The sequence below is a fragment of the Streptomyces marincola genome (assembly GCF_020410765.1).
Lineage (GTDB): Bacteria > Actinomycetota > Actinomycetes > Streptomycetales > Streptomycetaceae > Streptomyces > Streptomyces marincola.
Genome location: NZ_CP084541.1, coordinates 5,251,796 through 5,271,685, shown reverse-complemented (window position 1 = coordinate 5,271,685; position 19,890 = coordinate 5,251,796). Strand labels below are relative to the sequence as shown.

Sequence of the window (19,890 nt, the reverse complement as noted above, 5' to 3'; positions counted from 1 at the left end):
CGCGCCGTGGCCCTCTCCGCCTTCGACCTGTTCTCCATCGGCATCGGCCCGTCGAGCTCGCACACCGTCGGCCCGATGCGCGCGGCCGGGATGTTCGCGCGCAGGCTGAGGAACGAGGGGCTGCTCGGCCGCACCGCGGCCGTGCGCGCCGAGCTGTTCGGCTCGCTCGGCGCCACCGGCCACGGCCACGGCACGCCGAAGGCGGTCGTGCTCGGCCTCCTCGGCCACGCGCCGGACACCGTGGACCCGGGCAGCGCCGACGAGGAGGCGGAACGCGTGCGCGGCGAGGGCTCGTTGCCGCTGCTCGGCACCCACCCGGTGCCGTTCGCCCCGGACACCGACCTGGTGCTGCACCGGCGGCGCGCCCTGCCCGGCCACGCGAACGGCATGACGCTGCGCGCGGCCGACGAGGGCGGCCGGACGCTGCTGCACAAGACGTACTACTCGGTGGGCGGCGGGTTCGTCGTCGACGAGGACGCCGTCGGCTCCGACCGCATCAGGCTCGACGACACGGAGCTGCCGCACCCGTTCCGCACCGGGGACGAACTGCTGCGCCTCACCCGCGAGACGGGCCTGTCGGTCTCCGGTCTGATGCTGGAGAACGAACGCGCCTGGCGGCCCGAGCCCGAGATCCGCGCCGGGCTGCTGCGCGTGTGGCGGGTCATGGCGGACTGCGTCGACCGGGGCCTGCGCACCGAGGGCATCCTGCCCGGCGGCCTGAAGGTGCGCCGCCGGGCCGCGGCCTCCGCGCGGCGCCTGCGCGGCGAGGGCCAGGGGGCGGGGCTCGCGATGGAGTGGGTCACGCTGTACGCGATGGCGGTCAACGAGGAGAACGCGGCCGGCGGCCGGGTCGTGACCGCCCCGACGAACGGCGCGGCCGGCATCATCCCGGCCGTGCTGCGCTACTACCTGGACTTCGTGCCGGGGGCCGACGAGGACGGCGTGGTCCGCTTCCTGCTGGCCGCGTCGGCGATCGGCATGCTGTTCAAGGAGAACGCGTCGATCTCCGGCGCCGAGGTCGGCTGCCAGGGCGAGGTCGGCTCGGCCTGCTCGATGGCGGCCGGCGGCCTCGCCGAGGTCCTGGGCGGCAGTCCTGAACAGGTCGAGAACGCCGCCGAGATCGGCATCGAGCACAACCTGGGCCTGACCTGCGACCCCGTGGGCGGCCTCGTGCAGATCCCCTGCATCGAGCGCAACGGCATGGCGGCCGTCAAGGCCATCACCGCCGCCCGCATGGCGCTGCGCGGCGACGGCAGGCACCACGTGTCGCTGGACAAGGCCATCAAGACGATGAAGGACACCGGCGCCGACATGAGCGTGAAGTACAAGGAGACGGCGCGCGGCGGCCTCGCGGTGAACATCGTCGAATGCTGAACGGGCCAGGTGCCGGTGGTGGCCGCGGCCCGGGGCGGCCACCCCTCTCCCCCGGCGGCATCGGTTCCGACGACGCGTACGCGCGCATCAGGAACGACGCGGGATTCTGGGAGCCCTGGGTCCGCCCGGCTTTGGAGCGGCTCGGCTTCTCCTCGGTCGGCGACCTGCGCGTTCCCGGCGCGAGCACCTCTCCCGTCCTGGTGAGTTCCACCGGTCTCGTCGTCAAGCTCTACGGCGCGCACTGGTACGGACCCGAGAGTTTCGCCGTCGAATCCGAGGCGTACCGGCTGCTCGAAGGAACGGGCCTGCCCGTCCCGAACGTGCTGGCCAGGGGCGAGCTGTACCCGCGGTCGGACGACTGGACGTGGCCGTTCATGGTGCTGGAGGCCGTTCCCGGGCGCACCTGGCGGGAGGCCACCGAGGACATGGCGACGCCGGGGAGGCTCGCGCTGGCGCGCCGGCTCGGCACGGTGCTGCGGCAGGTGCACGAGGTGCCGCTGTCCGCGGCTACGGGGCCGCTGCGCCCGGAGTCGACCAGGTTCGCGGACGTGCTGCGCGAACGCCGCGCGGCGACCGTGGCGGACCACCGGGAGTGGGGCCATCTGCCGCCGGCGCTGCTGGACGGCGTTCCCGGCTTCCTCCCCGAAATCGACGCCCTGCTCGGTGACCGCCCGCCCGTGTTCGTGCACGGCGATCTGCACGGCACCAACCTGTTCGTCGGTACCGGTCCCGAGCGCGTCAGCGGGCTGATCGACTTCGCGGACAGCTACGCGGGAGACCCGAGGTACAGCCTGGTCCAGCTGCATCTCAACGCCTTCGGGGCCGACCGGTCCCTGCTCCGCGCGGCGCTCGAAGGAGCCGACTGGCCCGTGCCCGGCGATTTCCCCCGCCAGATGCTCGCCTTCACCTTCCTGCACGACTTCGACGTCCTGGAGAACGTGCCGCTCGATCTCACCGGCGTCTCCTCCCTCGACGACCTGGCAGGACTCCTGTGGGACGTCGGCTCGTGAAGGCGTCGACCGCGCCCCGCCGACGCCCCCGCGCCGTGCCCGTTCCGGGTGGGCGGGTGGCCGCGGTCCGCGGCGCGGCTCGGCGGGATCGCACGCGCGGGCGGTCGCACCACCGTCCCTAGGAACGCGAGACCTACCCGCGCCGCGGGGCGCGGCGGCAGACTGGGCGCGTGGCTTCCGGCCACTCGTTCGCGCGTGCACACGCGCGGAGGAGGCAGCGGAACCGAAGGGCCGAGGGAATGACCTTGCAGCGACGCATGCGACTCGCTCTCCTGGACGGCGAAACGCTCGGGGAGAGCCTGGACCGCATCGCACGGGCCGCACCGCGCTCCCGGGCGACCTTCCCCACCGCGGGCGACAGCATCACCACCGCGGAACTCGCCGCCGCGTCCGCCGCTTCCGCGCACGCGTTCCTGCGCGCCGGCGTGCGGCCCGGCGACGTGGTCGGCGTGCTGGTGCCCACCGCCGCCCGGTTCCTCACCACCGTCTTCGGGCTCTGGCGGGCCGGGGCGGCGATCGGCGTGCTGCCGGTGCAGGCCGGCTTCACCGACGCGCGCGCCGCCGCGCGCCGCATCGCGCGCCTGGCGGGCGCCGCGGGCATGCGCCGCGTCGTGCTCGACCACGACTACGTCGACATCGGTCGGCACCTCGCCGCCGCGCGGCCAGGACTTGGGCTGCTGCCGCCGCCGGCGCCCGGCGGCACAGGCGACGCGCGCTCCCTGCCCGCCGTGGACCCCGACGCGCTCGCCATCGTCCAGTTCACCTCGGGCAGCACCCGTCCGCCCAGGGGGGTCGCGCTGCCGCACCGCACCGTCATGGCCGGCCTGCGCGCCCGCGTGGCCTCGGGCGCGTTCAGCCCCGACGACGTGCTCGTGCAGTGGGTGCCCACCCATCACGACACGGGCCTCCTCGGACTCGCCGCGCACTGGCTCAACGGCGCCGACGTGCACGTCTTCGCCCCGGCCGCCTTCCTCCGCCGGCCGAGTACCGTGCTCGAACACCTCGCGGCCCACCGCGGCACGGTGGTCGCGGGCCCCAACTTCTCCTACGACCACCTGCTCGACAGCGTCCCGCCCGCGCGCCTGGCCGCGCTCGACCTGTCCCACTGGCGGCTGGCGTTCAACGGCGCCGAGCCCGTGGGCGCCGCCACCGTCAGGCGGTTCACCGCGGCGCTGGCGGCGAGCGGCGTCGGCCCTTCGGTGATGTGCCCGGTGTACGGCATGGCCGAGGCCACCCTGTCGATCAGCCACCCCGCCCCGGGCGAGCCCGCGGCGATCCGCGCGGTGGACCGCGACGAACTCGGCAGGAACGGCGTCGCGCGCCCCGTCGAGCCGACCGCGCCCGCGGCCAAGCCCGTCGTCTCGCTCGGCCGCGTGGCGCGCGGCGTCGACGTGCGCGTCGTCGGCGCGGACGGCGCGGCGGCGGGCGACGGCGTGCTCGGGGAGATCCGGATCGCCGGCCCCGCGGTGGCCCCCGGTTACTGGCTCGACCCCGCGGCGACGGAGGCGGCGTTCACCGGTGGCCGGCTGCGCACCGGCGATCTCGGGTTCCTGCTCGACGGCGAGTTGTACGTCACCGGGCGGCGCGACGAGCTGATCGCGGTGCAGAGCCGCACCTGGTTCCCCGACGACGTCGAGCAGGTCGCGCGCACGGCGCCCGGCGTCCACCGCCGCCACTGCGTCGCGTTCCGCGACGAGTCGGCGGGGGGCGGGGAGCGGATCGGGGTCGTCGTGGAGGCGCGCGAGGACCCGGCGGCCGTGCACCGGGAGGTCAGCAGGCGGGTGGCCGCGGAACTCGACCTGTCCGCGGTGCGGGTCTACGTGGTCGCCCCGCGCTGGATTCCCCGTACCACCAGCGGGACATGGCAGCGCGTGCTGGCCGCGCGGCGCATCGCCGCCGGCCGCGACGCGCGCATCCTCATCGGCACCCGCGGCGGCAAGAGCCGGTAGCGGCGGCACGCGACGGGGGCGGGCGCCGGGCCGCCGGGTGTTCGTTGCTGAACGATTGCGTTCCTTGTGGACTGATTCACCGACGCTCGGGGTGAACGGCGCGCGTCTGAGCGCATACTGACCGGCAGTCGGTCACATGTTTGCGCAAACAACAGCCGCCGGTGCCGGACCGGCGCGCGGAACGCCGACCGGGACGCACCGTGACGAGCCGCGCCCCCGGCACCGGGCCGACCGCGCGCGTGCGCTCGTTCCGCGCGGGACGAGCGCACGCACGCCGCACGACACCGCTCGCACAACCCCACGGGGACACCCCCGCGGGGACACCCCCCACGGAGCCCGACGGACAAGGAGCCCCCATGCCCGCAACGACCGCGCCCGGGCCACGCACCGGGACCGCGCGCCGCCTCTGGCTGCTGGTGGCAGCCGTGTGCCTGAGCCTCACCGCCGCCGTGCTCGCCGCTCCCCCCGCCCAGGCCGCACCGGTCACCGTCCCCAACGGCACGCAGTTCACGACCCCCGACGGGCAGCCGGTGCACGCGCACGGCGGCTCGATGATCAAGGTCGGCGCGCACTACTACTGGTTCGGCGAGAACCGGCAGAACGACAGCAACGCCTTCCGCTACGTGTCGGTCCACCGGTCGACCGACCTGAGGACCTGGGAGTTCCGCAACCACGTGCTCACCCAGGCGTCCGACCCCGAACTCCAGTCGGCCAACATCGAACGCCCGAAGGTCATGTACAACGAGGCCACCGGCCAGTTCGTGATGTGGATGCACAAGGAGAACGCCCAGGACTACAGCGAGGCCAGGGCCGCCGTGGCCGTGTCCGACACGGTGGACGGCGACTACGAGTGGCGCGGCAGCTTCCGGCCGCTCGGCCACATGTCGCGCGACATCACGGTCTTCGTCGACGACGACGGGGCCGGGTACATGGTCTCGGCCGCGCGCGAGAACTACGACCTGCACATCTACCAGCTCACCGACGACTACACGGACGTGGAGCGCCTGGTGGCCAACCCGTGGCCGGGCGGCCACCGCGAGGCGCCCGCGCTGTTCAAGCGCGACGGGGTCTACTTCATGCTCACCTCGGGCGCCACCGGCTGGTCCCCCAACCAGCAGCGGTACGCGACCTCGACCAGCATCTCCAGCGGCTGGAGCGCCATGCGGAACGTGGGCGACTCCACCGCCTACGGCTCCCAGACCGCGTTCGTGCTGCCGCTCCAGGGCACGTCCGGCACCTCCTACCTCTACCTGGGCGACCGGTGGGGCAACTCCTTCGGCGGGCGCGTCAACGACTCGCGCTACGTGTGGCTGCCCCTGACCTTCCCCGACAGCCGCACGATGGCGATGTCCTGGGCGCCCGAACTCGTCATCGACACCGCCGCCGGCACCGTGCGCGCCTCGGGCGGCCCCTACCAGACGCTGACCGCGCGGCACTCGGGCAAGTGCCTCGACATCCCCAGCCAGTCCCAGGCCGCCGGACAGCAGCTCGCGCAGTACCCCTGCAACGGCGGCGGCAACCAGCGGTTCTGGCCCCGCGCCACCGCGGACGGCCACGTTCAGCTGGTGACACGGCACAGCTCCCTGTGCCTCGCGGTGGCGGACGGGTCGACCGCCAGGGGCGCCGCCGTCGTCCAGCAGGCGTGCGACGCGGGCAGCGCCGCGCAGCAGTGGCGGACGGCCGACACCGGGGGCGGCCACGTGACCCTGACCGCCCGGCACAGCGGCCTGTGCCTCGACGTCTCCGACGAGTCGACGGCCGACGGCGCCCGGCTGATCCAGTGGACCTGCTCGGGCGCGGCGCACCAGCAGTTCCACCGCGCCACCGTCTGATCCGGCGGCCCGGGCCGTCCCGGTGCCGAACGCGCGGGCACCGGAACGGCCCGGCGGCCGACGGTCAGCGGCCGGCGGGCGGCCCTGCGGCCCCCGGGCGCGTGCCCGCGAACATCGTGCGGCCCATCCCGCCCTCCTCGCGCGCCGTCGAGACCGCGAACCCGGCCCCGGCGAGCAGCCGTTCCCACTCCGCCACCGCGAACAGGCCCGTCACGTGCGTCTCGTGCACGGTCCGCACCGCACCGTCCGCGTCCCTGAGGGTGAACGTGTACTCGGTGCGCACCGTCGTGTCGCCGGGCCGCGGCGGCAGGCTCCACTCCAGGTACCTGACGCCGCTGCCGTCGTCCGCGTCGCTGCCGCCGCAGTCGGTGAGCGGTTCGAACGTGTCGCTGACGTGGTCGGGGAAGAACACGGCCACGCCACCGGGCCGCAGGTGCGCGAACGCGGTGCGGAAGGCGGCGGACAGGTCCTGCCGCGTCGTCATGTAGTCGATCGCGTCGTGGACCAGCACCGCGTCGAACGTGCGGCCCAGACGCACGTCGCGCATGTCGCCGCCGAGGTGCTCGACGCCCGGGTTCAGTTCACGCGAGACGGCGAGCATGTCGGGCGAGAGGTCGACGAGGGTCAGCTCGTACCGCGACCTGAGGTGGTACGCCAGGTGCCCGCCGCCGCTGCCCAGTTCGAGCACCTGCCGCACGGGCCGGCCGGCCAGGCCGAGGAGTTCGGTGGCCAGGCCGGCGTCCTCCGCGTAGACGTCGACCGGTGAGATCAGCGGCCACCAGCGGGCGAGTTCGCCGTAGAGCCGCCCGGCGGGCTCCGGAGCCGTCGTCGTCATGTCCTGGTCCTGCTCTCCCGCCGCCGGACGCGTCGCCGCCCCCGCGGGCGCCGCCGGCGACGAACCCGGCGCCCCGCCAGGATCGTAGGCGCACCGGCGGCGGGGCGGCGCACCCGCCCGGGCCGCGGGGGGGCGGCGGTCCGCGGCGTCAGCCGCGGAAGTGCTCCTTGGCGATGACCCCGTGCACGCCGACCGTGCGGTCCACGACCTGCGAGACGTGGAAGTCGGCCGCGGCCGACAGATAGGCGTAGGCGACCGCGCGGTCCATCCCCTGATCGTGTTCGAGGAAATCAAGCGCGTTGACGACGGCCCGGCGCATCGCCACGTCGAGATCGCCGCCCTGGCCGTTCCTGCCGCCGTCCGGGTCGGACAGCCCGACCGGCAGCCACGCCTCGTCGGTCTCCCCGAAGGGGTAGCGGAACGCGACGGACGGGGCGTCCCCCGAGCCCGGCTTGCACACCGTCAGCCGGAACGTCGTGCGCAGCGAGCCCTCAAGCGCCGTCAGCGCCACCTCGCCGTCCCCCATCGCGAAGTGCGGGTCGCCCGCGTAGAAGAGGGCGCCCTCGGCGAACACCGGCAGGTAGAGGGCCGAGCCGCGGCCGAGGAGCCTGATGTCGATGTTGCCGCCGCCCAGGGTGGGCGGAATCGAGTTGAGCGCCGGGTCGTTCAGGGACCGGCCCTCGGCGAACGCGACGCCCATGGTGCCCATGTGCGGCGCGAGCGGGAACGCCACCTCGCGCCGGCGCCCCAGCGGCAGCACTCCGTGCGCCTCGCGCCCGCGCCCGCGGCGCACGGGCGTGAACACCGACACGTTGCCGTACGCGCCCGGTTCGCCCGACGGGCGGCCGTCGGAGCCCACCGGCGGCATGACCTCGGACAGGTCGACGCCCGCGGGGGCTGAGCCGTCGGCCTGCCGGGCCAGGGCGCCCTTGCCGTGCCGGCTGGAGATCACGCCGTAGGGCACGCGGGGCAGCAGCGACAGCGGCTCCACTTTCAGCACGTCCCCGGGCTCCGCGCCCCGGACGGCTATCGGCCCGGTGATGACGTGCGGTCCGTCGGCGTCGAAGTCGCGTTCGGTGCGCCGGTAGTCGCGCGCGATGGCGACGGCGTCATCGAGCACGTCGCGCCGCCGGACGCCGTGCGCCCCGAACCACGCGGCCGGATCGCGCCCCTGGTCCTCAAGCAGCCCCTCGTGCGAAACGGAGTCGACGGTGACCGTGTCGCCCGATCTGACGCGCAGCACCGGCTCCGCGCCCGGCGCGGGCACGTAGCCCCAGCGGACCTGCTCGGGCAGCGAGGGCAGGTAGTGGTCGCCGTCGATGCGGCCCCGGCGCGGCTGGAGCGTCTCGCGCGGGTGGTGCTCGCCGCGGCCCCGGTGCGCGGGGGCGTGGGCGTGCGCGGTGCCGCCGCCTGCCGCGGCCAGGCCGGCGGCACCGCCCGCCACCGTCACGGCGGACGCGGCCCGGAGGAACCCGCGGCGTCCCAGCGCCTCGATGAGCAGGTCGCGTGCGTGCTCGGCCGAAGGGTGGTTCATGAGGGTTCTCCCGTGCTGGAACGTTCGCGTCGTCCGCACCGTAAGGGCCGATCCCCGGTCCGCCGACCGGCGGACCGAAGACGTTGCACGCTTCTCACCGGGGCGAAACGCCCACCCGGCAACGGGCCCGCCGGCGTCACACGGGCGAAACACGCCGCCCGGGCGGTCCGGCGCACTCCGGCGCACGCGCGGGAACGGCCGCACCCCGCCCCGCGCGCTCACGCCGGGCCCGGTCGGCGGCTCACACGGCGGCGAGCGGGTGCCGGAACGCCGGATCGGTGGCCGACCACAACTCGTGCCTGCCGTCGGGCGCGACGGTCAGGCCGTACGCCTCCTGCCCCGGGCCGCCCGCGCGCGCCCAGTGGGAGAGCACCGGCGCGAACTCGGCGAACAGGTCGCGCGGCCCCGCGTGGTCGACGTGCGCGAAACCGCCGGTGCGCGGCACGATCCGCGCCCACGACCCGGTGGCCCTGTGGGTCAGCACGTGCAGCGCGGCGGGTCCCGTGGCCGCCTCGCGGAGCGTGACCTGCGTGACGTCGGGCTGCACGAGGTGCCGCAGCAGGCGCGGCACGGCGCCGCACAGGTCGGGCAGCACCGCCACCCGGCTGCGCCCGCGCAGCGACAGCACCATGCCCACGTCGTAGCCGACGCCGCCCTCGGCCCCGGCCCGGACGAGGGCCGGCGGCGAGCCGCCGCACGCCGCCGTCGCGGGCAGCAGGGGCCCCGAGGCGCTGCCGTCCGCCGCGACCGTGAGCGCGGTCAGCGCGCAGCCGAGCGCGGCCACGACCGTGCCGCCCGCGCGCACCTGCGCGGGCCAGGCGGCGGGGATGCGGGGCACGCACGCGGTCGCGACCAGCGCGTCGTACGGCGCGCCGCCCGGATGCCCCGAGGCGGCCTCGCCGGCGATCAGGGTGGGCGCATACCCGGCGCGGGCGAGCGCCGCCCTGGCCCGCGCGGCCAGGCCGTGCCCGGGCGCGAGCGAGGTGACCGAGCCCTCGCCCGCCCGGTGGCACAGCAGCGCGGTGCCGAAGCCGTTGCCCGTGCCGATTTCGAGCACGCGGGTGCCGCGCCCCACGGGCCCGAGTGCCCCGAGCAGCGTCGCGGTCGCGCCCGCGGGCCCGGCTCCCGTCTCGGCCGCGGCCCGCAGGTCGGGCACGAAGTGTTCGTACGGGACCCGCAGGAACGCCTCCCGCCACTGCCCGTCGAGCTGACCGCCGGCCGCGAGCCGGTCGACGAGCGTCCTGCGGAGGGATTCTGCGGAGGCGGCGCTGATCGCGGAGGTCATGGGCGGCGGGTGTTTCCTTCCCGGTGGGGGCGGCGCGCTGTGGTGCGTCCTGCCTTCACCAACGAGGCAAACGGGACGACGTGGCGCGTCCCGGGACCACTGGTGCGGACCGGGGGCGCGGGTCGCGAGCCGGGCGCTGGGGGCGCTCGGCGACGCCGTCGCGCCGGTGGGCCAACCCTGCGCCGGCGTACGGCCCGACGGCACGGGAGACGCCGGCCCCGGGGCGCGGCTCGGGACCGAACTCCGGGCCCCGCGCCGGGCGTTCGCCTGCCGGCCCGGCGCGAGCGCGCGTCGGCCGAGGGCACGCGTGCCTCCCCGCCCGTGACGCGGGGAGGCACGCGGGATCGGGGGTCGGCGCGGTCAGCGCGCCCCGGCGCCGCCGGTGACGATGGCCTTGACGCTGGTGGCGCTGTCGAGCGTGTAGGCGTAGGGGATGGCGGCCACGGAGCCCGCGGTCTCGATCGCGCCGGAGCCGACGAGGTGGTTGCCGCGGGCGACGATGTCCCCTTCGTCGGACCCCGCGTAGCCGACGAGCGCCGGGTCCTCGCAGTCCTCGAAGTAGTTGTTCTCGACCAGGACGCCGGCGCCCTCCGTGGAGGCCACGCCGTACTCGTTGCCGTAGTAGTAGTTGTTGAAGACGTGGACCGGGTCGCCGAAGCGGACGCGCGGGTGCCGCGTCTCGCTGCCGTCGAACCAGTTGTGGTGGTAGGTCACCCGCAGGTGGCCGCGGTCGGCGGTGTGGTTGTCGGAGTGGCCGAGCAGCATGGCCTTGCCGCTGCCGTCGAGGTGGTTCCAGGAGACGGTGATGAAGTCCGACTCGCGCTTGATGTCGACCGCGCCGTCGCCGCCCGTGGTGAACGTGTTGTGGTCGATCCAGATGTTCGTCGACCCCTCCTGGACGTTGATGGCGTCGTCGTCCCAGTCGTCGAACGTCAGGTTCTGGATGATGACGTTGCTCTGGCCGTTGATGTCGAGGCCGCCGCCGGTGATCGTGGCGCCGTCGCGGCCGACGATCGTCTTGTCGCTGCCGACGTCGTTCATGCCGGAAAGGTTGATGGTGCCGCTGACCTCGATGGTCAGCGGGCCCGACTCGGTGAGGGCGTCGGTCAGTTCACCGGCGGAGTCGACCTGGACGGTGCCGCCGCCGGCGCCCCCGGTCGTGCCGCCGTTCTCGGTGGCCCAGCCGATGAGGCCGTCGGCCGAGGGCGCCGGGGCGGCGCCGCCGGCGGGGGCCATGCCCGTGCCGGCCGTGACGGCGGCGAGGACACCGGCCAGGACCAGGGCCTTGCGGGGGCGTGCGCCATGGGCGCGCACGCGGCCTTGTGCGGTGCGACGGAACATCGCGGTCTTCCTTTCGTCGCTGCCGGGCCGGCCGGCGAAGCCCGCCGGGCCCGCGCAGGTGGGGGGTGACCTTTCCGGGAAGGAGACGATCCGCTGCTCTGCCGGAATTGACCGGCGTCAGCGAATTCCGTGGCGTCGGCGCGCGAGGCGTTCCCCGGTTCCGCGCACGGCGTCCCACCGGCTGGGGGAACGCGCTCTGCCCCGATCCCTTCCATGGCCGGGGCAGGGCGCGTTCGCCCCTCACGAAGGGCTGGACGTGCGGTGTTTCCCGGTTCGCGCCGCGCGGACTCCGCCACAGCAAGCGCTTTCTCAATTCCGGAAATTATCCGCGCCGCAAAACCCTGTCAAGGGATTCGGCACGGACGCATTTCCGTCCGCGGCACCCACCCGTTCCCCTGTGGAAAATAGCGCCGACCCTGTGGACTATTCCGCTGGAATTCCCCGCGCCTCACTGCCCGGCCGCGGCGCGGGCGGCGGCGACGAGGCGCAGCACGCGGGTCGGCACCGGGCTGCCCTGCGGGGCGAGCGGCGGCTCGTAGGTCCACGCGTGCCCGACCCACGGGTCGGCCAGGTGGTTGTCCGGGACCGGGGCGAGGCGCAGCAGGGCGCGGAACAGCGGGTCGAGCACAGGGCCGTACCCCCGCGTGTCCTCGCGGGCCGCGATCATCATCAGGTGCACCCCGACCGAGGGCCCCTCGTCGGCGAGGTAGCGCAGCTGCGTGACCGCCCTGTCGTCGAAGCCGTGCGGGAAGTCATGCACGATCAGCAGCTGTTCCGCCAGGTCGAGGTCGGGCGGCAGGGCGTCCCCCGCCCCGCTGCGGACGGCCATCTGGACCAGGTCGACGCGCTGCGTCAGCCGGGCGAGCACCGCGCGCACGCCCTCGGCCCCCGCGGCGGGCGGGCCGGCCAGGACCCCCGAGCCGGTCAGCGGGGCGAACGGCTCCGCGGCGGCCCCCGCGGGGTCGATGACATGCACGCTCAGACCGCCGGCCGGGTGCGCGGCGAGCAGGCGCGTGGTGAGGTCGGTGGCGGTGTGGGCGGCGAGCCGCCGCAGCTCCCCCGGGTCGACGAGGGCCGACTCGACGGAACGGCCGCCGCGCCCGCTGTCGATCCACAGCCCGCGCTGGAGCGGCAGCCGCAGCAGCATGGGGATGCGCAGGTCGACGCGTTCGGGAAGGCTGAGGTCACCCAGGCGCAGCGCAGCCGAGGTCTCGGCCGGCACCCGGTAGCCGGACCACGCGGGGCTGTCCCAGCGGGCGTAGACGGCGGGCAGCGCGGGCTCGACCACCGCGGCCTCCGCGACCAGTTGCGCGACATCGCGGTCGAACGCCTCGCGCGCGCGGTCGACGAGCCGGTCGCGCTCGGCGCGGGCCCGCGTGCGGGCCTCGTCCGCGGCCGGGCCGACGCGGGTCCTGGGGTCCGCGAGCACGTCGTCCAAGGCCCGGTCCATGCGGGAGTCGGCGAAGCCGACGGCGCTGCGGTAGGCGGCGGTCGTGCGCGCCAGGTCCTCGAACATGCCCCAGACCTGGTTGTACAGCCGCTCGTCCGGTGTCGAGCCGGGCGCGTCGCCGGCCACGGGGCGCGGCGCGGCGGCGGACGCCTGTGCGGGCACCGGCGCCTGGGCCGGTGCCGGTGCCGGTGCCGGGGCGGAGGACGGCGCGGGGTGCCGGTCCGGGTGCCGGTAGTCGATGCGCGCGGGCGCGGCCTGCGCGCCCTGCCCCGCGACGGGCTCGGCCCGGCGCGCCCGCCCGGCGTCCGCCGGGCGCGGCGGCGGCGCGACGGAACGCGCCATGCCGCCCGCGACCGCCTCGTCGATGGCGGCGGCCAACCGGTCGGCCTCGGGCAGCCCTTGGTCGCGCAGCAGCGCGGCGAGCCCGCCCGCCCAGCCCTGGCCGACGGCCCGCACCTTCCAGGCGCCGTTCCTCCGGTACAGCTCGACGGCGACGACGGCCGACTCGGTGTCCAGGTCGAGCAGCGTGTAGCTGGCGACCTCCCTGCCGTCCAGCGCGGTGACGGCGACGAACGGCGCGGGGAGCGCGCCGAAGCGGGTCGCCCCGCCCACGCCGGACGGCAGGGCGAGGAGCACGTTCACGCGGTGGACCGCGGCGGGCAGCGCGTCGAGGTCGACGGCGAGCCTGTGGCGCGCCGCCGCCTGCCTCGGCACCTCGACCCCGGGCAGCCGGGGCGAGGCGGGGTGGGCGATCCACCCGGTGTCCCGCAGCCGCCCCTGCTCGTCGTTGAGCGTCACCCCGGCCACGACCGGGCCGCCCGCCGAGACGCGGACTTCGAGCCGGGTCTCGGGCAGCGGGTGGTTCTGGCCGCGGATCAGCTCGGCCGTCATGCTCGTGTCCCCCTGTCGGTCGGGCGCCCGTCCTGTCGGCGGCGGGCATGCCCCGTGTGTCGTGCGCCGGGCGGTCCCGGCGCGGTCGCGCGCCGTGCCGGTGCCGGACGGTGCGGCGGCACGCGCGCCGCCGTGCTCACAGGTGCGGGATCAGCGCGGGCATCAGGTCCTGGAAGGTGCGGCCGTTGGCGGGTTCGCCGATGGCGGTCATCTGCCAGCCCTCGCCCCGGCGGTGCACCTTGGCCATGAGCTGCGCGGTGTACTGGCCGCCGCCCGTGAGGGTGTAGCGCGCCAGCTCCTGGCCGTTCGTCTCGTCGACAAGACGGCAGAAGGCGTTCTGCACCTCCGTGAAGGTCTGTCCTGTGAAGGAGTTGACCGTGAAGAGGATCTGGTCGACGTGCACCGGGACGCGCTGGAGGTCGACGAGGATCGCCTCGTCGTCGCCGCCCTGCCCCGCGCCCCCGACGAGGTTGTCCCCGGTGTGCCGCACCGAGCCGTCGTCGGAGACCAGGTGCTGGAAGAAGACGACGTCGACCGGCTGCCGGTCGGCGAACAGCACGGCGGAGGCGTCGAGGTCGACCTCCCGCGAGCGGGAGCCGAACAGGCCGCGGCGCGGCGCCGCCTGCCAGCCGAGCCCCATGCGCACCGCGGAGAGGCTGCCACCGTCGGACTTGGCCAGGCTGATGGCCTGGCCCTTGGACAAGTTGAGACTCACGTGCTGCCCTCTCTCGGTCGCGTCGCCGGTGGTGGCGGGTTGTGCGCCACCCTACGCAGTGCCACCGACAGTCAGGCCCTGTCGCCGGCGCTTTGTGGCAGTCCTGCAATGTTCAGGCCGCGCGCCCGTGCCCGCCGCGGCCTGCCGGGCGGCGCGCCGCGGCACGGCCAACGGGCCGGCGGGGGACGGCCGTTAACCCGCCTCGTCGCGGAACTCGCCGGGCGGCGGCGTGGCGGACCCGTCGCGCGCGGCGCGTTCCGCCTCGCGCAGGTCGACGCGGCGGATCTTGCCCGAGACGGTCTTGGGCAGTGCGGCGAACGCGATGCGCCGCACGCGCTGGAACGGCGCGAGCCGCGCGCGGCTGTGCGCGAACAGCGCGCGGGCCGTGGCGGCGTCCGGCTCCCAGCCCTCGGCGAGCACGACGTACGCCTTGGGCACGGCGAGCCGCACCGGGTCGGGCGAGGGCACCACGGCCGCCTCGGCCACCGCCGGGTGCTCGATCAGGACGCTCTCCAGCTCGAACGGGGAGATGCGGTAGTCCGACGCCTTGAACACGTCGTCCGCGCGGCCCACGTAGGTCAGGTGGCCGTCGGCGTCCCTGCGCGCGATGTCGCCGGTGCGGTAGTAGCCGCCGGCCATGGCCTCGGCGGTGCGTTCCGGGTCGCCGCGGTACCCGGCCATCAGGCCGACGGGCCGCGCGGACAGGTCGAGGCACAGCTCGCCCTCGTCCGCCTCGCGGCCGGTGGCCGGGTCGATCAGCGCCACCCGGAAGCCGGGCGCCGGCCGGCCCATGGAGCCGGGCCGCACCGGCTGGCCCGGCGTGTTGGCCACCTGGACCGTGGTCTCGCTCTGCCCGAACCCGTCGCGGACGGTGACGCCCCACGCGGCGCGCACCCGCTCGATCACCTCGGGGTTCAGCGGCTCCCCCGCGGCCGCGGCGGTCCTCGGCGGGCGGCGCAGCCGCCGCAGGTCGGACTGGATCAGCATGCGCCACACGGTGGGTGGCGCGCACAGGCTGGTGACGCCGCAGCGGTCCATGTGCCGCATGAGGGCGGCGGCGTCGAACCGCGTGTAGTTGTGGACGAACACGCAGGCCTCCGCGTTCCACGGCGCGAACACGTTGCTCCAGGCGTGCTTGGCCCAGCCGGGCGAGGAGATGTTGAGGTGCACGTCCCCCGGCCGCAGGCCGAGCCAGTACATCGTGGAGAGGTGGCCGACGGGGTAGGACAGGTGGGTGTGCTCGACGAGCTTGGGGCGGGCGGTGGTGCCCGAGGTGAAGTAGAGCAGCAGCGGGTCGCCGCCCGCGGTCGGCCCGTCCGGCTCGAACGCGTCGGCCGGCGCCGGCTCCTCCTCCGCCCCTTCGGCCGGGTAGGCGAGCCAGCCGGGCACGGGCGGGCCCACGGCGACGCGCGTCCTGTCGGCCGGCACCTCGCCGAACTTCCCCGCGTGCTCCGCGCCCGCGACGATGTGCCGCGCCCCGCCGCGCAGGACGCGGTCGGCCACGTCGCCGGGGCCGAACAGCGGCGTCGCCGGGATCACGACGGCCCCCAGCTTCATCGCCGCGAGCAGGGTCTCCCACAACTCGACCTGGTTGCCCAGCATCAGCAGCAGCCGGTCGCCGCGGCGGACGCCGTGCCCGCGCAGCCACGCCGCGACGCGGTCGGAGCGGGCCGAGAGCCGCGCGAAGGACCTGACCTGCTCGGAGCCGTCCTCCTCGACGATCCACAGGGCGGGCGCGTCGTTGTCCCTGGCGATGACGTCGAACCAGTCGAGCGCCCAGTTGAACGGGTCGGGCCTGGGCCAGTCGAACGTGGCGTACGCGGTGTCGTAGTCGTCCCGGTGGGCCAGCAGGTGGTCGCGGGCCGCGCGGAAGGTCTCGGTGCCGGAAGTCGCGGTCATGACGGAACGGTGCCCGCCCCGGGCCCGCTCGCGCCACCCCCCGGGGCCCGGGTGCCGGTCCGGGCTCAGGCCCCCGGCGAGGCCGCGGGCGGCACGGTGGCCGCGACCGGCAGGGCGCGCAGCAGCAGCACGGACCGCGCGGGAACGGTGACGCGCGCGCCGCCGTGGTGCACGGTGCCGGGCGCCGCGGCCTGCTCATCGAGGGAGGTGTCGACCAGCACCGCGTACGCGTCGGCCCACGGCTGGGCCGGCAGCGGGAACTCCACCGGCTCGGGTCCCGCGTGCAGGATCACCAGGAAGCTGTCGTCGGTCACCGGCCGGCCCTTGGGGTCGCGCTGGGGGATGTCGCGCCCGGACAGGAACATGCCGAGGGTGGCGCCCGGCTCGTACCAGTCGGCCTCGGTCATCTCCTTGCCCGCGGCCGTGAACCAGCCCAGATCCCTTATGCCCTCGGGCCCCTGGCGGCGGCCCGAGAAGAAGGCGCGGCGGCGCAGCACGGGGTGCTCGCGGCGGGTGCGGATCAGGCGGCGGGTCAGGTCGAGCAGGGGGCGCCAGGCGGGGTCGGTCCGCAGCGACCAGTCGACCCAGCCGATCTCGTTGTCCTGGCAGTAGCCGTTGTTGTTGCCCGCCTGGGTGCGGCCCATCTCGTCGCCCGCCACCAGCATCGGCACGCCGGTGGACAGCAGCAGGGTGGTCAGCAGGTTGCGCAGCTGGCGGCGGCGCAGCGCGTTCACGTCCGGGTCTTCGCTCTCGCCCTCGGTGCCGCAGTTCCACGAGCGGTTGTCCGAGGTGCCGTCGCGGTTGTCCTCGCCGTTGGCCTCGTTGTGCTTGCGCTCGTAGGTGACCAGGTCGCGCAGCGTGAACCCGTCGTGGGCGGTGACGAAGTTGACGGAGGCGTAGGGCCGCCGCCCGCCCCACGCGTACAGGTCGCTCGATCCGGACAGCCGGTAGCCGAGGTCGCGCACATCGGGCAGGGCGCCGCGCCAGTAGTCGCGCACGGTGTCGCGGTAGCGGTCGTTCCACTCGGTCCACAACGGCGGGAACGCGCCGACCTGGTAGCCGCCGTCCCCCACGTCCCAGGGCTCCGCGATGAGCTTGACGCGCCGCAGCACGGGGTCCTGGGCGATGACGGCGAGGAACGGCGAGAGCATGTCCACGTCGTGGAACGAGCGGGCGAGCGCGGCGGCCAGGTCGAAGCGGAAGCCGTCGACGCCCATCTCCTGCACCCAGTAGCGCAGCGAGTCGGTGATCAGCCGCAGCACCTGCGGCTGGACGACGTGCAGCGTGTTGCCGCAGCCCGAGTAGTCGGCGTAGTGCCGCGGCTCGTCCGCGAGCCGGTAGTAGCCGCCGTTGGCGATGCCGCGCAGTGAGAGGGTGGGCCCGAACGCGTCGGCCTCCGCGGTGTGGTTGTAGACGACGTCGAGGATCACCTCGATGCCGGCCTGGTGCAGGGCGCGGACCATGGCCTTGAACTCGCCGACCTGCTGGCCTCGCGTGCCCGAGGCGCTGTAGGCGGCGTGCGGCGCGAAGTAGCCGATGGAGTTGTAGCCCCAGTAGTTGCGCAGGCCCCGCCGCAGCAGGTGGTCCTCGTGCGCGAACTGGTGCACGGGCAGCAGTTCGACGGCGGTCACGCCCAGCGAGACGAGGTGGTCGACGGCCGCGGGGTGGCCGAGACCTGCGAAGGTGCCGCGCAGCTCCCTCGGCACGCCGGGGTGGCGCATGGTGAAGCCGCGCACGTGCAGCTCGTAGATGACGGAGTCGGCCCACGGGGTCTTGGGGCGCACGTCGTCGACCCAGGTCTCGGTGTCGTGGACGACGACGCCCTTGGGCACGAACGGCGCGGAGTCCCGGTCGTCGCGCACGGTGTCGGCGATGTCCTGCCGCCTGTGGTCCCGCTGGTGCCCGTAGACCTCCGCGGGCAGCCGGCCGAAGTCGCCGTCGACGGCCCGGGCGTAGGGGTCGAGCAGCAGCTTCGCCGCGTTCCAGCGCGCCCCGGCGGCCGGGTTCCACGGCCCGTGCACGCGGTAGCCGTAGCGCTGCCCCGGGCGGACGCCGGGCACGAACCCGTGGAAGATCTCGTGCGTCAGCTCTTCGAGCGGGCAGCGGCTCTCGCGGCCCGCGTCGTCGAACAGGCACAGCTCCACGGCCTCGGCCCCGCCCGCCCACAGCGCGAAGTTGGTGCCCTCGACGCCGTCGGGGCCCGTGCCGAAGCGGGCGCCGAGCGGTGCCGGGCGGCCGGGCCAGACGTCGATCGGCGCGCGCTCGGATGCCTGGGACACGGGGCCCTCCAGTTTTTCTCGATGGCCAGTTCCTTCCCGCCGGGCGGGCCGCCCTCACGTACCGCGGCGTGTGCGCCTCGGTACGTGGGCCAGGAGACCAGTGTGCGGTGGCGGAGGCCGCGCGCGGCGCGGCTCGCCGCCCGTGTCCGCGAGGAGCCGGGCCCGGGTGCGGGCGCCTGAACTGCGACGGAACGGTGACATGCGGCTGTCCGACCCGTGAGCACGATGTGATTTCCTGGCTGCTGACGTGAGGACGTGGGGGTTTCCAACTCCCAGGGGAGAGGGGTGCATTCGTGAAAACGGGGCCGGTCGCGGCGTTGCTCGGTCTGCTGCTGCTCGTGCTGACGGCGTGCAGTGGGCGGAGCGAGGCGGATGAACGCGGCGGCGAGGAGGGGCAGCCGGCCGGGAACGCGGCGGTGGAGATAACCATCGCGCCCGGGGACGGCGCCACGGACGTGGCGACCTCGGGCGCGCTTGAGGTCACGGCGGCGCACGGCACGCTGACGGAGGTGACCGTCGCCGGGCCCGAGGGCGAGTCGGTGCCGGGTGAGCTGTCGGAGGACGGGACGGTGTGGCGGCCGGGCGAGCACCTGGCGAACGACGCCGAGTACACCGTGACGGCCGTCGGGCGGAACGGGGAGGGGCAGGAGGAGGAGCGCAGCGCCTCGTTCACGACCGTGCCGGCGGACGCGACGTTCACCTCCAACTGGAACATCGCGGACGGGGCGACGGTCGGCGTCGGCATGGTGCTGTCGATGACGTTCGACACGCCGATCGAGGACATGGCGGCCGTGCGGGACGCGGTGCACATCAGCACGGAGCCCGCGGTCGAGGTCAGGGGGCACTGGTTCGGCAACCAGCGGCTGGACTTCAGGCCGGAGGACTACTGGCCGGCGGGCACCGAGGTGACGGTCGGGTTCCGTGTCCGCGGCGTGGAGGGCGCGCCGGGGGTCTACGGGACGCTGCACCAGGACATGAGCTTCACGGTCGGCCGCAGCCAGGTCACGACCGTGGACGCCGACGCGAAGACCATGGAGGTCGTGCGGGACGGCGAGACGCTGCGGACGATCCCGGTGACGACGGGTGCGGACAGCACGCCGACGTGGAACGGCAAGATGGTCATCACCGAGAAGTACGAGGAGACCCGGATGGACGGCGCCACCGTCGGGTTCGGCGGTGAGTACGACATCCCGGACGTGCCGCACGCGATGCGGCTGAGCACGTCGGGCACGTTCATCCACGGCAACTACTGGGCGAGCGCGGGCACGTTCGGCAGCGAGAACGTGAGCCACGGCTGCGTCGGCCTCCAGGACACGCAGGGTGCGAACGACCCTTCGACGCCCGGATCCTGGTTCTTCGAGAACTCGCTCATCGGTGACGTGGTCGAGGTGGTCAACTCCAACGACGACGTGATCGCGCCCGACAACGGGATCAACGGCTGGAACATGCCCTGGGAGGAGTGGGGCGCCGGCCAGTGACGCGCGGCGGGCGATCCT

At 74.8% G+C, this 19,890-nt stretch carries 13 protein-coding genes; 5 read left to right on the top strand and 8 right to left on the bottom strand.

The window, feature by feature from the left end:
• Positions 1 to 6 precede the first annotated feature (6 nt).
• The 4 genes from LC193_RS23275 (at position 7) to LC193_RS23260 (ending at position 6,165) form a co-directional block, all read left to right on the top strand.
• Positions 7 to 1,374 carry an L-serine ammonia-lyase gene (locus tag LC193_RS23275; protein WP_226077160.1) on the top strand — a complete coding sequence of 456 codons (1,368 nt, stop codon included), beginning with the start codon at positions 7 to 9 and terminating at the stop codon, positions 1,372 to 1,374.
• Entirely contained in the window at positions 1,368 to 2,384 is a 1,017-nt protein-coding gene (locus tag LC193_RS23270; protein WP_226077158.1) for a phosphotransferase family protein, read from the top strand. The genes LC193_RS23275 and LC193_RS23270 overlap by 7 nt, the downstream gene beginning before the upstream one ends.
• 257 nt (positions 2,385 to 2,641) lie before the next feature.
• Complete coding sequence (locus LC193_RS23265) at positions 2,642 to 4,333, top strand: AMP-binding protein (RefSeq protein WP_226077156.1); 1,692 nt, start codon at positions 2,642 to 2,644, stop codon at positions 4,331 to 4,333.
• Positions 4,334 to 4,689: 356 nt separating this feature from the next.
• Positions 4,690 to 6,165, top strand: a complete 1,476-nt coding sequence (locus LC193_RS23260; RefSeq protein ID WP_226077155.1) for an RICIN domain-containing protein — start codon at positions 4,690 to 4,692, stop codon at positions 6,163 to 6,165.
• A gap of 64 nt (positions 6,166 to 6,229) precedes the next feature.
• Here the strand turns inward: LC193_RS23260 and LC193_RS23255 are convergent, their stop codons facing one another.
• The 8 genes from LC193_RS23255 to glgX form a co-directional block, all read right to left on the bottom strand.
• Positions 6,230 to 7,000, bottom strand: a complete 771-nt coding sequence (locus LC193_RS23255) for a class I SAM-dependent methyltransferase (protein WP_226077154.1) — start codon at positions 6,998 to 7,000, stop codon at positions 6,230 to 6,232.
• Between the two features lie 148 nt (positions 7,001 to 7,148).
• Positions 7,149 to 8,534 (bottom strand): acetamidase/formamidase family protein, encoded by a 1,386-nt coding sequence (locus LC193_RS23250; RefSeq protein ID WP_226077153.1) that lies wholly within the window; start codon positions 8,532 to 8,534, stop codon positions 7,149 to 7,151.
• A 241-nt stretch (positions 8,535 to 8,775) separates the two neighbouring features.
• On the bottom strand, positions 8,776 to 9,819 hold the full coding sequence (locus LC193_RS23245) for a methyltransferase domain-containing protein (protein WP_226077152.1): 1,044 nt from the start codon (positions 9,817 to 9,819) through the stop codon (positions 8,776 to 8,778).
• A 360-nt stretch (positions 9,820 to 10,179) separates the two neighbouring features.
• Positions 10,180 to 11,160 carry a pectate lyase family protein gene (locus LC193_RS23240; protein WP_226077151.1) on the bottom strand — a complete coding sequence of 327 codons (981 nt, stop codon included), beginning with the start codon at positions 11,158 to 11,160 and terminating at the stop codon, positions 10,180 to 10,182.
• A gap of 448 nt (positions 11,161 to 11,608) precedes the next feature.
• Complete coding sequence (locus tag LC193_RS23235) at positions 11,609 to 13,501, bottom strand: TerD family protein (protein ID WP_226077149.1); 1,893 nt, start codon at positions 13,499 to 13,501, stop codon at positions 11,609 to 11,611.
• A gap of 136 nt (positions 13,502 to 13,637) precedes the next feature.
• Positions 13,638 to 14,216 (bottom strand): TerD family protein, encoded by a 579-nt coding sequence (locus LC193_RS23230; RefSeq protein ID WP_226077148.1) that lies wholly within the window; start codon positions 14,214 to 14,216, stop codon positions 13,638 to 13,640.
• A 192-nt stretch (positions 14,217 to 14,408) separates the two neighbouring features.
• A complete protein-coding gene (locus LC193_RS23225) occupies positions 14,409 to 16,115 on the bottom strand; it encodes an AMP-binding protein (RefSeq protein WP_226077147.1) in 1,707 nt (568 codons plus the stop codon).
• 65 nt (positions 16,116 to 16,180) lie between these two features.
• Positions 16,181 to 18,406 (bottom strand): glycogen debranching protein GlgX, encoded by a 2,226-nt coding sequence (glgX, locus tag LC193_RS23220; RefSeq protein WP_226078858.1) that lies wholly within the window; start codon positions 18,404 to 18,406, stop codon positions 16,181 to 16,183.
• Positions 18,407 to 18,687: 281 nt separating this feature from the next.
• Here glgX and LC193_RS23215 point away from each other — a divergent pair, with 281 nt between their 5' ends.
• Entirely contained in the window at positions 18,688 to 19,872 is a 1,185-nt protein-coding gene (locus LC193_RS23215) for a L,D-transpeptidase (protein WP_226077146.1), read from the top strand.
• Positions 19,873 to 19,890: the final 18 nt, after the last annotated feature.

Coding starts and splice junctions, on each gene's coding strand:
- LC193_RS23265 (WP_226077156.1), top strand. CDS start 2,642: ATGCGACTCGCTCTCCTGGACGGCGAAACGCTCGGGGAGAGCCTGGAC.
- LC193_RS23235 (WP_226077149.1), bottom strand. CDS start 13,501: ATGACGGCCGAGCTGATCCGCGGCCAGAACCACCCGCTGCCCGAGACC.
- LC193_RS23245 (WP_226077152.1), bottom strand. CDS start 9,819: ATGACCTCCGCGATCAGCGCCGCCTCCGCAGAATCCCTCCGCAGGACG.
- LC193_RS23250 (WP_226077153.1), bottom strand. CDS start 8,534: ATGAACCACCCTTCGGCCGAGCACGCACGCGACCTGCTCATCGAGGCG.
- LC193_RS23225 (WP_226077147.1), bottom strand. CDS start 16,115: ATGACCGCGACTTCCGGCACCGAGACCTTCCGCGCGGCCCGCGACCAC.
- LC193_RS23260 (WP_226077155.1), top strand. CDS start 4,690: ATGCCCGCAACGACCGCGCCCGGGCCACGCACCGGGACCGCGCGCCGC.
- LC193_RS23240 (WP_226077151.1), bottom strand. CDS start 11,160: ATGTTCCGTCGCACCGCACAAGGCCGCGTGCGCGCCCATGGCGCACGC.
- LC193_RS23255 (WP_226077154.1), bottom strand. CDS start 7,000: ATGACGACGACGGCTCCGGAGCCCGCCGGGCGGCTCTACGGCGAACTC.
- LC193_RS23270 (WP_226077158.1), top strand. CDS start 1,368: ATGCTGAACGGGCCAGGTGCCGGTGGTGGCCGCGGCCCGGGGCGGCCA.